The organism is Lactobacillus sp. RTP31084st1_F9_RTP31084_210423, assembly GCF_040919545.1.
In the GTDB taxonomy this organism is placed as follows: Bacteria; Bacillota; Bacilli; order Lactobacillales; family Lactobacillaceae; genus Lactobacillus; species Lactobacillus paragasseri.
Map to the genome: position 1 here is coordinate 1 of NZ_JBCOVH010000007.1, position 12,479 is coordinate 12,479.

Annotated in this window: 17 protein-coding genes and 3 pseudogenes; 6 read left to right on the top strand and 14 right to left on the bottom strand. The window is 35.4% G+C overall.

Annotation, left to right across the window (positions count from 1 at the left end; genetic code table 11):
* Positions 1-308 precede the first annotated feature (308 nt).
* The 6 genes from AB5359_RS09885 to AB5359_RS09910 all read right to left on the bottom strand — a co-directional run bounded on the left by AB5359_RS09885 (position 309) and on the right by AB5359_RS09910 (position 2,973).
* Positions 309-947: an ABC-2 transporter permease gene (locus AB5359_RS09885; RefSeq protein WP_186462251.1), complete on the bottom strand. Its 639-nt coding sequence runs from the start codon at positions 945-947 to the stop codon at positions 309-311.
* A 2-nt stretch (positions 948-949) separates the two neighbouring features.
* Complete coding sequence (locus AB5359_RS09890) at positions 950-1,630, bottom strand: ATP-binding cassette domain-containing protein (RefSeq protein ID WP_186462252.1); 681 nt, start codon at positions 1,628-1,630, stop codon at positions 950-952.
* Between the two features lie 22 nt (positions 1,631-1,652).
* A complete protein-coding gene (locus tag AB5359_RS09895) occupies positions 1,653-1,814 on the bottom strand; it encodes a hypothetical protein (RefSeq protein ID WP_012621085.1) in 162 nt (53 codons plus the stop codon).
* 21 nt (positions 1,815-1,835) lie between these two features.
* Positions 1,836-2,324 carry a stage II sporulation protein M gene (locus AB5359_RS09900; protein ID WP_186462253.1) on the bottom strand — a complete coding sequence of 163 codons (489 nt, stop codon included), beginning with the start codon at positions 2,322-2,324 and terminating at the stop codon, positions 1,836-1,838.
* An 83-nt stretch (positions 2,325-2,407) separates the two neighbouring features.
* Positions 2,408-2,683, bottom strand: coding sequence for a class IIc cyclic bacteriocin (locus tag AB5359_RS09905; protein WP_186462254.1), 276 nt, complete (start codon positions 2,681-2,683; stop codon positions 2,408-2,410).
* A gap of 107 nt (positions 2,684-2,790) precedes the next feature.
* Positions 2,791-2,973 carry a hypothetical protein gene (locus tag AB5359_RS09910; protein WP_012621082.1) on the bottom strand — a complete coding sequence of 61 codons (183 nt, stop codon included), beginning with the start codon at positions 2,971-2,973 and terminating at the stop codon, positions 2,791-2,793.
* A gap of 908 nt (positions 2,974-3,881) precedes the next feature.
* Here AB5359_RS09910 and AB5359_RS09915 point away from each other — a divergent pair.
* Entirely contained in the window at positions 3,882-3,944 is a 63-nt protein-coding gene (locus AB5359_RS09915) for a putative holin-like toxin (RefSeq protein WP_222843308.1), read from the top strand.
* Positions 3,945-4,100: 156 nt separating this feature from the next.
* Here AB5359_RS09915 and AB5359_RS09920 read toward each other — a convergent pair.
* Both AB5359_RS09920 and mobQ read right to left on the bottom strand, forming a co-directional pair.
* Positions 4,101-4,325: pseudogene (locus AB5359_RS09920) on the bottom strand (hypothetical protein); the annotation flags it as partial.
* A gap of 12 nt (positions 4,326-4,337) precedes the next feature.
* A complete protein-coding gene (gene mobQ, locus AB5359_RS09925; protein WP_269261382.1) occupies positions 4,338-6,401 on the bottom strand; it encodes a MobQ family relaxase in 2,064 nt (687 codons plus the stop codon).
* A 253-nt stretch (positions 6,402-6,654) separates the two neighbouring features.
* On the opposite strand from mobQ, the gene AB5359_RS09930 reads away from it, so the two are divergent.
* Positions 6,655-6,882, top strand: coding sequence for a hypothetical protein (locus AB5359_RS09930; RefSeq protein ID WP_160945154.1), 228 nt, complete (start codon positions 6,655-6,657; stop codon positions 6,880-6,882).
* A 22-nt stretch (positions 6,883-6,904) separates the two neighbouring features.
* Positions 6,905-7,183, top strand: coding sequence for a hypothetical protein (locus AB5359_RS09935; RefSeq protein ID WP_123338242.1), 279 nt, complete (start codon positions 6,905-6,907; stop codon positions 7,181-7,183).
* Here AB5359_RS09935 and AB5359_RS09940 read toward each other — a convergent pair.
* From AB5359_RS09940 to AB5359_RS09965, 6 genes and pseudogenes are all read right to left on the bottom strand, one after another.
* Positions 7,173-7,520, bottom strand: a pseudogene (locus AB5359_RS09940) (ATPase); the annotation flags it as partial. The gene AB5359_RS09935 and the pseudogene AB5359_RS09940 sit on opposite strands and share 11 nt — an antisense overlap.
* Positions 7,521-7,565: 45 nt before the next feature.
* Positions 7,566-7,751, bottom strand: coding sequence for a hypothetical protein (locus AB5359_RS09945; protein WP_010620892.1), 186 nt, complete (start codon positions 7,749-7,751; stop codon positions 7,566-7,568).
* Positions 7,752-7,797: 46 nt separating this feature from the next.
* A complete protein-coding gene (locus AB5359_RS09950; RefSeq protein ID WP_269261381.1) occupies positions 7,798-8,079 on the bottom strand; it encodes a type II toxin-antitoxin system RelB/DinJ family antitoxin in 282 nt (93 codons plus the stop codon).
* A gap of 259 nt (positions 8,080-8,338) precedes the next feature.
* On the bottom strand, positions 8,339-9,448 hold the full coding sequence (locus AB5359_RS09955; protein WP_269261380.1) for a replication initiator protein A: 1,110 nt from the start codon (positions 9,446-9,448) through the stop codon (positions 8,339-8,341).
* A 905-nt stretch (positions 9,449-10,353) separates the two neighbouring features.
* The gene (locus tag AB5359_RS09960) at positions 10,354-10,557 is read right to left on the bottom strand and encodes a hypothetical protein (RefSeq protein WP_064534195.1); all 204 of its coding nucleotides are present in this window, start codon (positions 10,555-10,557) and stop codon (positions 10,354-10,356) included.
* Positions 10,558-10,622: 65 nt separating this feature from the next.
* Positions 10,623-11,414 carry a ParA family protein gene (locus tag AB5359_RS09965; protein WP_269261379.1) on the bottom strand — a complete coding sequence of 264 codons (792 nt, stop codon included), beginning with the start codon at positions 11,412-11,414 and terminating at the stop codon, positions 10,623-10,625.
* A gap of 126 nt (positions 11,415-11,540) precedes the next feature.
* On the opposite strand from AB5359_RS09965, the gene AB5359_RS09970 reads away from it, so the two are divergent.
* The 3 genes and pseudogenes from AB5359_RS09970 to AB5359_RS09980 all read left to right on the top strand — a co-directional run.
* Complete coding sequence (locus AB5359_RS09970) at positions 11,541-11,828, top strand: type II toxin-antitoxin system RelB/DinJ family antitoxin (RefSeq protein WP_005717331.1); 288 nt, start codon at positions 11,541-11,543, stop codon at positions 11,826-11,828.
* Position 11,829: 1 nt separating this feature from the next.
* Positions 11,830-12,138, top strand: a complete 309-nt coding sequence (locus AB5359_RS09975; RefSeq protein WP_005717332.1) for a type II toxin-antitoxin system YafQ family toxin — start codon at positions 11,830-11,832, stop codon at positions 12,136-12,138.
* An 85-nt stretch (positions 12,139-12,223) separates the two neighbouring features.
* A pseudogene (locus tag AB5359_RS09980) lies at positions 12,224-12,479 on the top strand (hypothetical protein); the annotation flags it as partial.

The window sequence follows — 12,479 nt, forward strand, 5'->3', positions numbered from 1 at the left end:
AAATGTTGCTCCTTGGAACTCACACGCGCATAACCGATTTTAGCCATTTTCAATTCTCCTTTTGGACAGTTCTAATGAACACTTGTAATTCCTAGTATAGCACAGAAATAAAAAAGACCATTAGGGTGTACCCTAATGGCTTAATAACATTCCTCCTTAGTTTTTCTATCTTCTTATTTGTTGCGTTTCTTCATGTTTTGACGTTTGAGAAACGCATTCTAATTCCAGTTTTTATTAATAAATGGGTCAATGTCCGCTAAATGAATATATAAACTGTGTCATAACTTAATGGCTTGGTGGTTCTTTCATCACTTTTCTTTTTCGACAATTAAGTATGACACTACCATTGAAACTATTCCTATGCCAATCAGTGCAACAATTGCGATCAAAATTAACTGTATATAACTATACGAATGTATGATATAAGCTAATTTAGTTATTGCTGAAGAAAACTTTATCAGTAAAGCGACACAGCTAAACATAATGATTATGGCCAAAGTCAACCCATTTTGCTTAAAAGCATATAAAAATGGAATTATTACTAATCCATAAATTAAAGATACCCATAAACATATGCTACTGATTACTAATACGTCAATACCAGTGCTGGTGTTGAATAAAAACATACCAAAAAGCATGTATACAAAATTGAGTATTGCACCACATACGCAGATAACTACTAATGTAATATAGCGTGACCCTATAACAGCAAATGTACTGATTTTCAACGATTTAAGTAGAGATAACCATCTGTTCGTACTATCTTTTATAAACAATGATTGAATATTATTTACCATCAACAACAGCAATAAAACTAAAATAATTGAACTATCTTGTTTTAAAAAAATCATACCCGCAGCCAATACAGCTATTACAAAAAATATCCTTACAGGACGAAACCAGCTACTGGTTAACTGGTAAATATCTTTTTGTACTAATCCTTTCATGCCTACATATCTCCATATCCTAAAGTCTTTCGAAAGATTAATTCTATTTCTTTTGAACTTTTATCCTCAAAATTATCATCTAACAATATGCTGCCGTTATTCAAAAGAATTAATCGGTTACATATATCAGAAATATCCTCTAGGTTGTGTGTTGTCATAATAACGATACACTCTGATGAAATTGCGTATTCTTTTATTGTATTTAGTACGGTTCTTCGCACTATTGGATCTAATCCCGCCGTGACTTCATCTAAGAGCAAAAGTGTAGGATTATGGGATAACGTTATTGATATATTTAATTGCATTTTCATTCCTTTAGAAAAGACCCCGATTGGCTTTCCTTTAGGTAATTTAAATTCATCCACGAAAGAAAAATAAGTATCACTATCCCATACTGCTAGTAATCCAGTAAATATCGTATTAAGTTGCTCTATTGTTAAATTTTCTGGCTCAGGTAATGCATCAAAACAATATCCAATATTATTAGAACTAAGAAGTATCTGTCCCTTATCCGGTTTTAATATTCCAGATATTAAGTTTAACAAAGTAGTCTTTCCGGCTCCATTTTCACCAACTAATCCAATAATTTCACCTTTTTCAAAGCTGATGTTTAGATTTTCCAATGAAAAATCAGTAAGGTTTTTGCTAACATTTTTAATGTCTACAAACATATTTCTTGTCATAACATCTACCCTTTATCCTTTGTTACTTTCTATTTCTGCCTTGTGCTCTAATTTGATAAATGAAGCCAGAACCAATAAATATTCCTATAAGGATATATGTTATATAATTAATTTTAAATATAAAGAATGATATTATAGCAGCTATTAAACTAATCAAAGCAATAATCCGTAATAGTTTTTGCATTTTTTTACCTCTTTCTTATTCTTAAATAACGTACTGCACAATTAATGGTGTTATAAACACTTCCACTAACGCTGCTAAAACTAAGCCCAAATAGATAAAACCTAGACGCTTAAATAACCAAGCTTTACTAGGCGATCCATCTAAATCTATTATGAAAACTTTACTCTCATAATAGAATACTACATACTCAAAAATTCCATGTGGTAAAAACAATACTATAAACTCAATTATTGATAAATGAACACTGAACATTCCTATGTTAAATCCATTTATTAAAAAGAATAGTATTATGAACCATTTTCCAACAATCAATGTTAAACCCAGTAATAGGAACGCGGCAGTATTTTTTAAGATAATGCTAGATAGAGCCATTAATTGATTTATATTGACTTCCTTCATCATCTCAACTTGAAAATTTCCTGAACTATAGTATTCATATCCGGCACCAACGAGTATTCCAATAAACAGGACTAATGGAATTAGTATCTTTACGTTATTAATTCTAATCAAATCTGTCTCCTAAGAAAAAGGCTAATAGGTATTAATACCTATTAGCCTTTTTTGAATAGTCTATTCATAAAGCTTTATAATCACTAAGCTGCAGTCGCTCCCAATGCTCCTGCAGCTGCCAAAGCCCATGCAGGTAATGTCACGCCCAAAATAGCAGCAAAGGCAGTTCCCAATGAGGCACCAGAAGCCATTGCATCTAATAACTTACGGGCTGTTCCAGTCGCTAAATGAATCCCGAATTGATCAGCAATCCAATAAATGTTCGCTGTGGCCAATAAAAGAGCAACTACTAAAACCGCCCAAATTGCAAACAACTCTACCTTGCTCAAACCTAAATTACGTCCGTACTTAGTAACCATAGTATCTTCCTCCCATAGGAAATCCATTACGAGTGTACGTACCTTTTTGTAGTAAAATATTACACCATTATTATAAGCCCTTAATAAATCAATAAACAAGTGGTATACTACATTTTTTTATGTTGTTTGAAAAAAATATACCAAAAAATATACGAAAACCATACTATTCCAACAAACGAACCCACCAACTGATACATATTGTTTTTTGCAGTCACAAATAATATAAATTGAGGGCCTATTATACAGATGATGTATAATACTTCAAATAATATTTTTGTTTTCTTATCCATGCCTGATTTGTCTCCTTAAAGATTATTTACCTACATGCTACCTTCCTAAAAGTGAAAATATCGGGAGAATAGAATTGACAACAAAAATGACCATCGTGTAAATCAATAAGGCCTTATCGGTATCTTTCTTCTCAAGCTTTCTTATTGAAGAATATAATCCAATAGCTATAGCCACGTATAACAATATACTGAAATAGTTCTGTTCCATCGGTTGCATTAGTTTATTAAAAATTAGTATATATATAAAATAAATCAGATTATAAATTGAATAACAAGTAAAATATACCTTATAAATTATTAATTTTACTTTGGTATGTATAGTCGTCTTGTCAAATACATTCTTTAACATATATAGGGATACAAAATATGTTCCAAGGATTGAAAAAAAGACTATAGCTAACAGTCCAATGGTAAATAAAACCGATAATAGGGTTTGATTTTCCTGAATATTCTTCAACTGATTATCATCAACTTTGAGAGATACTAAAACTCTCAAATAAAAAATTAGCACTGCACTTGATATACCCAATATCCACTTAAAATAATTCTTATTTTTACTCAATTTCGTATTCCCTCCTTATACACCGTTAAATTCCCAATCTATAGCAATTTAATTATATTATATCTTTTGAATAGGATTTTCTTCACTGTGTAATTTGTACAAAGAGGTTGAAAATTGATATATTATTATGTTCTAAACATATCCAGCTAAAGGCGATAGGCTTGCTTTTCATCACTTGAACTTTTATTGCTCTTGGTTGATTTTTGATTTCCCTGTATAATGGATTGAGCAAGAAGTTTTAAGGGCGGTGGCTGTCTTTTCCCTTGTGAGGTGAGGCCCATGGGAACATGGAATAATCTTCAGGAAGGTTTCACAGTCAATGAGCGTCTTCCAGACACTCTCGTTGATGTTGCTGTTTGGCACGTTTTTAATCGCGCTACTCAGCTATATCGACAAACACCACAAATAAAAAAGCCGCCCCGATCATAACTTTGGCGAGTTACGGGACGACATTATCGTTTAGTTAACTAATGCCACCGCCTTTGAAGCGGCTTGCGTGGGAAGTCCTGTTTTCGACGGGGCTTCCTTTTTCTGTTTATATTATAGCATGACCTTTAAAAACTGGCTAACGTTTTAGGCTTTGGTTAGAATCAAGATCAGGTTGTTTGATTTCCGGATTCTGTTGAGCAAATGCTTGCAGCTGCTTTTGCGTTCGCTCACTAATTTCTTGGTGTATATCATTTAGTTTATTTTTTAGTTCTGATTTTTGTTGTGGGTTCCTTGCTTGCTGAACTTGTTGTTGCAAGCTTTGATACGACTGATTAAGCGCTCGGGCTGATAGCTTTTTTATTTTACATTTAAATTACAAGTGCATACCCCCATCTTCATGCCGGTTCCGGGTTTGGTGTTGCCGCTGCTTTTTCGTCATTTCCCACTCGGTTTCTTTCAGTCCACGTTCTTGCTTTTGCCGTTGGTAATCTTCATCATGGGCATATAGGGCGGTCATGATTGCGTTACTAAAGGCTGTCTTTAAGTAGTAGCTTGGACTAACTGGCTTGTAATTTAGCGGTTGATAATGTCCCATATTTACTTTTCTATACTGGTCGTCCTTGGCTTGTTGCTCTTTTAACTGCTTTTGGATTTTCTCGATCTGACTGTTCTTAATCGTTGGATCAACTTTGCATTCACCCAAAAAGAGTTGTTTAGTACCATCATGCTTTAAAACCCGTTGTAGGTGATGATTTTCTAACTGATCTAAGCTCAGCTGTCCCGACAAATAAGCTAACCCTAATTGATGTTCTTGGGTACTGAACACCTGTGGTGGATTTGCTTGCCATTGTTCCATTGTTTCGACTTTTAATGGCTTTAAAGTTGGATCATAGTACATCACGGCTGTATAAACCTGTTCCTGTTTACCTAGTGAAAGATCATCTAAATCACCATTGGGAAAGGCCCTTTTCAATACTTCATGGTATTGCGTTTTAATGACTTGCTTAACGGCCATGATTGCCCGTAGATCTTTGACTGCGCGAGTAATCTTTTGCTGCTCGGTTGGTGAATACTTTTCTAGTAGACCTTGATCAACGTGTTCTAGACTTTCTAAGCTATCATCATGAATCATCAGCGTATATTTAAGCTCGATTTTGACTTCCTTTTCTTGTTGCATTAATAACTGCCAGCTGGTATATGGCCGCTTGGTAAAGGTCAATAATTGTCGGGTCAATAAATCATCACGAATGTTCATTAAACGTTCGTTTAATTCACTGCCTTTGAAAATCGTTTGTTCGCTATCGGTTTCCTTAATTAATTCTCGTCTTTCAGCTTGCGTGGTCTGTTCAAAATTAAGCTCTGGATAAAGTTTTTTCGTCGTGCGATCAACCACTTTATTTAAGAGCTCATCTGCTTTTTTGAGTGAGCTTTCTTGTTGGTTAATTGTCAATAATTGTTTAGTCACATCTTCCCCAACCGCATGTTTAATTAAGGTGCTGTTTTTCCAATTAAATAGCATGCGCCGTTTATCATCTAGGCTCTCCAAACTGATATAAGTTTTCAGTTCATGACTTAACTCATTGACCACCCGTTTTTCATTAAACGAGAAGTGTTTGCTTAGACTATCTAAATGACCTCGATTAATTACTTTTTCTTGGTTATTTTTATAACTGGCTTTGGCCTTGCGATAGTTCTTTACTTGTTGGTTAAATTCTTTTCTTTCATACCGCTTGCTATTGATTCCCTCATGTTGCATTGGGGTATCATCTATTCCCTGCTCGATAAAGGATTTTTCACTGATCCGATCCGGAATATTTTTTTGCTCTAAAACTTGATTTACACTAACCGCCCAATTGTGCCGCCATTGATTAATTTTTTCTTTTTTATCCCAATCAACTAGCCACACCTTTCTTGATCTTGGAAAACGACTATTTCCTGTATAAGTCTTGTTCCCATTTTCATCTAATATATTTTCCCTTTTACTTTTCAATCCCCATGTTCCGTCTGGATTAAATGGACGATTAGTTAGCATCACATGAGCGTGCGGATTATCTGGGTGATCTCTATGAATTGCTACGTCAGCAACCATACCCTCATCAACAAAATTTTCTTGTACATATTTTGTCAATAATTCTTTCTGTTCATCTTCACTTAATTCAACTGGTAAAGCCACGTTAAACTCTTTTGCATAGCGTGAATTTGCTCTGCGATCTTTTCTTTCGACTTCATTCCACAACCGCTCTCGATCACTGGCCCATTCTGGTGCATTTTTGGGGGTTAAAATAAAGCTTTCTGGCATAACAGAGCGGGCATAAAAATAGATTCGCCCTTCTTTTTGATCGAATAGCTTTTTACCACTTCGATAAGCGGCACTGGCAATCGCACTTCGTCCTTTACCAGCACTAATATTACTGAAACTCATGTGAAAAATTGCCATGTCGGTCACCATCTTTCTTTGGGTTTATGGGTTTGCTTTTGTTGTCGCCAACGGCGACTTCTGATACAAGGGTTTAGCACAATAACAAAACCAACTTTAGTTGTTGTGTGTAAGTGCGCATTGACCTCGTTTCGCTCGGTCTGCTGATTCCCTTAACTCCACTTTTAGTGTATGCCCTCCGCTTCGCTTTTTCAACTTTTATACTTTGACTTAACGTTTCCTATATGATATAGTTTCGGTGATTATTTCTAATATGATTGGAGGGATCGTTATGTCTCAAAGTAACTTAGAAAAACAAGAAGCTAGATTAAAAGCCCTTAATCAAAAAATTAAGGACGAAAAAAATAGGATTGAACAACGGCTAGGTAAACAAATCATCAGTCAAGCCAATTTAGAGTATGCTAATTTGTCTAACGATCAGATTAAGCTTTTAGCCCAGCAATTTTCTGAATTTTTAAAGGAAAAGTCCGTAGATCATTAGCCATACGAGATGAGGAAATTCTATGCCTAATCAATATGAAAAATTAGTTAAGCAACAAGCACGTTTAAAGCAAAAAATTGAACGAGAAAATTTTAAATTACGGCAATCTAAATACTATGAAAACCGCCAAGCACGCAAAGCCCGTTCTCGCCGATTAATTCAAAAAGGGGCTTTATTAGAAAAGTACTTTCAAGCTAATAACCTCTCGGTCGAACAAACCGAAGAACTTTTAAAAATATTTGCTAATTACGTTAATGCCCATAAACCGAACAAATTTAAAAACGATCAACCTAATAACTAGGCCGATCGTTTTTATTTTCGGGATCATTTTTTGGTTTGACTTCTGGGTTCTGATCTGCATTATTTTGTAACTGCTTTTGCACCTTTTCTGGATAAGTAATATTTTGGTTTATCCAAGGAAAATACCTCAAATCGTTCTTAAAAACTTGTCCCTTCTCTCTTGCATAAACAGAGGTAAACTTTTCGCTATTATCATAGATCATGACCTTATCAGATTTAAAGGCCACTAATGGCAAATTATGTTTGGATTGTTGATAACGTTTCTTGATCGTTGCTACTGGAACACCGTGGCCACCTTTTTGTACCCGTTCGTTGACCCTTTGGATAGCTAAATTTTCCTGCTCCGTTAATACCAGCAACAATTATATATTGGGGTTTATCTATCAACGGACAAAGTCCTTTCGCTTAATAACCTCATCTTGCCTTTTATCTAAAAAGTAGGTATATAAAGCGTCATATACTTTGCGCTTTTCTGGATCTGGCTCATGTAATGACTTATCAAGCAAATCTTTTAAATCAGTTTCTTTGGCAATTTCAAAAAAGTCATTAATTGTGATTGTATCTTTCATGTTCATCACACTCCCAAGTTATTAATTTATTTAATCTGATAAGCCATTAGTCTTCATCTGGATCATTGAGCCAATCGCTGACTCCTTTAGCGTCTTTTAACTCGGTGACTGGTGTCCCTTCGGTCGCCTTTAAAAAGCGTAAATTAGCTCTTTCTTCTTCGCTTAAAGATACATTAAAAGGTAAAGCACCATTAGCAACAATCCGCTTGTAAAACATGTTAATGGCCGTGGTTGGATTTAAGCCCAATTCGCTTAAAACTGCTTCGGTATTATCTGCCAATTCTTTGTCAATCTTGACTTGTACGCGTTTCTTTTCCTTAACTGCCATGATTGTCTCATCTCCTTTCTTTTGTTGCTACCATTATACTACCTTTTGAGTACCTTATCAATAGATAAAGCCCTGACCTCAAATCACCTGAGCTTGGCGTTGATCTAAAGGCTGAACTTTTGAGCTGATTAGCCTGGTTAGCTCTGACACTCATTTAAAAGCCCCTATTCTTCCGTCTAAGCCATTTAAATCTAACTTAAGTATAAAGAGGTTAGTAAGTCTTAAAACCGCTTAGAAAGTATTTTGTAGCCTTTTAGGACTAGTAGTACAACCCACTGTTATCGTTGTCGGCCGACTTTTCTTCTTCGGGGTGTTTGGCCGCATAGTCTCTAGCCGCTTGTTGGTTCCACCAAACATCAAATAGGTTTTGCATAGTGCCGTACAGGTAATTCTCAACGTTCTTGATATGTTTCTCATCGCTTCTTAGGGCATTAAAATAGCGTCTTAACGTTTTGGTCATCATTTTTTTTAAATCAGGGTCGTCTAATAGAATCCATACGCCTAAATCCTTATGTTCTTTTTCAACAGCATATTTGGCGTTTAAGATAATGCCAATAAAGCGCCGCATTTGTTGTGGGGTACGGCACCAAAAGCTAAGTAGTTGCACTGCTTCTGGTTCTAAGAAGACCGGCAAGCCATTATCTTCGTCAGTTAAGAACTCATCAGCATGTTTTACTAAATCCCGATTTTGGGCTTCAATTTCAGCTGGTGAAAAATTGGCTGTGGAAAAGTCCAACTTTTGAGTATCTATATCGTATCTATTGGTATCTAAATTATTAGTATAGTCTAGATTGTGACTCTTTTTGACACTTTCGCGTGTATCAAGGGTTTGAGGGTTATCGTCAACGGTCTTCCGCGAAGGTTCCGTTTTGACACTTTCGCGTGTATCAAGGGTTTTAACGAACTTCCGCGAAGGTTCCGTTTTGACACTTTCGCGTGTACCAAGGGTTCGTGGCTCTTGTTGCCGAGATTTTGTATAAATGTCTGTTGCCGTAACTTCTAAATCTGCTAAATACAATCTATTTGGTTCATTTTTACCAGTTTTGGGATTAAAGTGCATGGTTTTCTGAAATAATAATCCTTGGTTTTCAAGTTCTTTTTTTACCCTAATCACTTTCTTTTTTGACCAGCCCATAAGATCTGTTAGTTCTTGATTTGTAAAAATGAAATAAACCCGGTTATCTTCATCAACCCAGTTGTTTTTCAATGAATAATCTAGTCTATCGTGTAAAATCATATATCCTAATTTTGCACTATCACTTAATGTCTTATATTGAGATCCATAAATTAAAACCTGTGGGAATTGGAAAAAACGAGTTGCATAAGCTTTTTCCGACTCAATAAAATTGAAATTTGTTGATTTTGTCATAATAAAAACTCCCTTTCTTGACTGACACACGCTGTCTCAAAAGAGAGTTGCTAAAACATTTGATTTGCTTTAAAATACAAATTTGATATGCTCTAACTGAATTACAAAGCGTTCATTTAGCCTTGAGGCTTTGTAATTTACCAGCATGTGTCTATTTTTGGTTGCCCATTCGGCAACTTTTTTATTTCTAACAACAAAAATGGACTAAATAGCTTCAGTTAGCTACTTAGTCCATTGACTTCAATTTGTTTTTAACTATCCTTAACTTGTCCTTTGGGACTGGTTTGCGGTATAATTAACCTACAAATTAAGAGCAATGTTCAGACGATTTAAACCGCCAAGTAAAAATCGTCTGAACCTAGGTAGCTGCCTACTAGCTACTTGCTAAACCAAAGGTCCCTGATTCCTCGTGAATTGGGGACCTTTTTGGTTTAGCTTAATCTCTTCATTCGGTTGTTAAATTAGTTTTAGTTTAGCATAGTACTTCCTAACCGGCAACTTTATTTGGTCTTGTATACCTTGCCAGCGAGGGGTTGGGACCAATAAGTGATAGAAGATACTAGTAAATATTCAAATAGTATGAATACATTAAGATACTTAGCGGCATTAATATCAAAAACACTAAATATTAAGAGCATAACGAGGTCGCAGAAATAAGCGGCAAACAAGGATACTATTTGCAATATACGGATTACTGAACGGCAAATATTTCTCCATTTTTCAGATATAATTTTTAACCAGCATTGTAGTGGGAAGAGCTATCGCCTAAAAAAAAACGATCATCTACTCAATGAGTTTTTACCATCTTGATGGCGGGCTCCACCTAAAAAACTACAATATAAGCAACAAAAAATATAACATTTGTTTGGCCTCCCATAATAATGCCTCTTTTCTAAAAACCTAAATTACAAATTAAACTCTTTTTTCAACAGCCGTTCTAAATATCTAGAAGCAGTTAGCTCTTTTTCTTTAGCACGTTTAGCCAATTCATTAGCAATATCTTGTTTTAAGGTATAGGACTTTGAAACTCTAGGCGCAGGCCTTTCATTGGTTACTGGGTTACTGTTTAGACTGTTTCTTAGTTGATCCATTTTATCTTCAAATGCCATAATATCAATCCTTTCTATTTTTATATCATATCATAATATATCATAGCATGATATGCTGAGATATATTATGATTCTTGGCTAGTAAAAGTAGCAAAGATATTGTCAATATTCTCAAAAAATTTTCTTGATTTTGGAGTTGAATTATTTTCTTCTTCCATCTTGATCAGTGGTTCATGATTAAGAGTTGTTTTGTTGAATATTTCTCTTTCGGGGACTAGTGCAATAGTTCGAGGATCTTTTTCCATTTGTTCTACAAATTCATGTGAAGATTTGGTGTTGTGTTTTATTCGATTCCCAATAAATTTCAATCTCGCTGTGACAAAGCTTTGACGACTTTCAACATTAATCACATCTTGTTTTAATTGTTCCATTCGTAATTCCAAGTTACTTTTAGAAATAAACCCATATTCGCTTGGCTCAATCGGACTAAAAACAAGATCTGAAATTACAATCATATTTTGTGTAATCGTTGAAAAATCCGGGTGTGTATCTATTAGTACATAATCAAACTTCTTCAGTTCGTCATAATTGTCGGAGAACCACATGTACATTAACAACTCTTTATTGGCTCTTGTTTGAAGATCGTTATTGATAGTGTCCAACTGCATAGAAGCAGGGATAATGGATAAGTTTTTGTGCAACTCAATAATTTCTACTTTTTCACTATCTTTTGTAAAAATATTAGCTAGGGTGCCATGATCTTTATAAATATCATAGGTTTGGGTTAAACTGCATTGGTGGTCGCTATCAATCAGCAAAACATTATGGCCTTTACTAGACAGCCATTCACCGTAATTAAAAGTTAATGTTGTTTTGCCGACTCCTCCTTTAATAGCAGCAAAAGTAATTATTTTCATAGTACGCCTCCTTATTTACAACCCAAGCATATCATAGCATGGTGTGATATGCAATGTTTGTTTTTTATTGTTTTGACATCGTTTGTATGTTATAATGGCGCTAAATAAAGAAAGGCGGGGAGAAACATGGCAACGAGTGCAACAACTATTCGTCTTGATAATGAGCTTAAAGAAAAATTGACAAAAGAATTAAGTGTTACCGGTTTAAGTATTAATGCTTACTTTAACATGGCGGCAAGACAGTTAATACTCCAAAAGAAGATTCCGTTTGAAGTTCTGACTGAAACAGACGAACCGACAGAGGAAACTAGACGTGCCTTAGTGGCGGCAGAGGCTAAAGAGTTGGGGATTATTCCAGATGATGTCCCAGAATTTGATAATACACAAGATCTAAAGGATTTTTTGGATAACTAATATGTATAAACTTAAACCTGAGCCACAATTCAAAAAAGATTATCGCCAACTTAAACGGGTACACCCTGAGCTAATCAATGATTTAATGCAAGCCTTAGAACAGCTTCAAATAAATGGTATCGTTAATCAGGAATATCAACCACATGTGCTAAAAAATCGGGGCGGTAATTATAATGGACACTATGAGTTTCATTTATTAGACGGGAAAGTGGATATTCTGGTCATTTATATGCCCCATAAGACTAATCCAGTGATCCGTTTAGTTCGAATCGGTGGGCACGATGAATTGTTTCATGGCAGTTTAAATTGAATATCAAAAAAACTAGCAAATCTCCCAAGTTCAGGGATTATCTTGCTAGTTTCTATCGCTTTTTGTGATTTTAGAAGGTGTTACAATGGAAAATCAAGAAACGACAAGAAAGAAAAAGAGGTTTGATATGAAAAGGTCTTTCAGGCGGATTTCCGCTGTCATAGCAACGATGGCTTTCACGACAGGTCTGGCCGCCTGCGGTTCCTCCCAGTCGACTGCCCCATCGGCGAACAAAGCCACTTCCTCCGTCACTGCCCCCCAGGGCTGGAAGAAGTTCACGTCCAAGGATCTGGGCTATTCCGTCTATTTCCCGGGCGTTCCGGAGAAGGACACCTATAAGG

Coding starts and splice junctions, on each gene's coding strand:
- AB5359_RS09885 (WP_186462251.1), bottom strand. CDS start 947: ATGAAAGGATTAGTACAAAAAGATATTTACCAGTTAACCAGTAGCTGG.
- AB5359_RS09890 (WP_186462252.1), bottom strand. CDS start 1,630: ATGACAAGAAATATGTTTGTAGACATTAAAAATGTTAGCAAAAACCTT.
- AB5359_RS09895 (WP_012621085.1), bottom strand. CDS start 1,814: ATGCAAAAACTATTACGGATTATTGCTTTGATTAGTTTAATAGCTGCT.
- AB5359_RS09905 (WP_186462254.1), bottom strand. CDS start 2,683: ATGGTTACTAAGTACGGACGTAATTTAGGTTTGAGCAAGGTAGAGTTG.
- AB5359_RS09910 (WP_012621082.1), bottom strand. CDS start 2,973: ATGGATAAGAAAACAAAAATATTATTTGAAGTATTATACATCATCTGT.
- mobQ (WP_269261382.1), bottom strand. CDS start 6,401: ATGGCAATTTTTCACATGAGTTTCAGTAATATTAGTGCTGGTAAAGGA.
- AB5359_RS09930 (WP_160945154.1), top strand. CDS start 6,655: ATGATTGGAGGGATCGTTATGTCTCAAAGTAACTTAGAAAAACAAGAA.
- AB5359_RS09935 (WP_123338242.1), top strand. CDS start 6,905: ATGCCTAATCAATATGAAAAATTAGTTAAGCAACAAGCACGTTTAAAG.
- AB5359_RS09945 (WP_010620892.1), bottom strand. CDS start 7,751: ATGAAAGATACAATCACAATTAATGACTTTTTTGAAATTGCCAAAGAA.
- AB5359_RS09950 (WP_269261381.1), bottom strand. CDS start 8,079: ATGGCAGTTAAGGAAAAGAAACGCGTACAAGTCAAGATTGACAAAGAA.
- AB5359_RS09955 (WP_269261380.1), bottom strand. CDS start 9,448: ATGACAAAATCAACAAATTTCAATTTTATTGAGTCGGAAAAAGCTTAT.
- AB5359_RS09960 (WP_064534195.1), bottom strand. CDS start 10,557: ATGGCATTTGAAGATAAAATGGATCAACTAAGAAACAGTCTAAACAGT.
- AB5359_RS09965 (WP_269261379.1), bottom strand. CDS start 11,414: ATGAAAATAATTACTTTTGCTGCTATTAAAGGAGGAGTCGGCAAAACA.
- AB5359_RS09970 (WP_005717331.1), top strand. CDS start 11,541: ATGGCAACGAGTGCAACAACTATTCGTCTTGATAATGAGCTTAAAGAA.
- AB5359_RS09975 (WP_005717332.1), top strand. CDS start 11,830: ATGTATAAACTTAAACCTGAGCCACAATTCAAAAAAGATTATCGCCAA.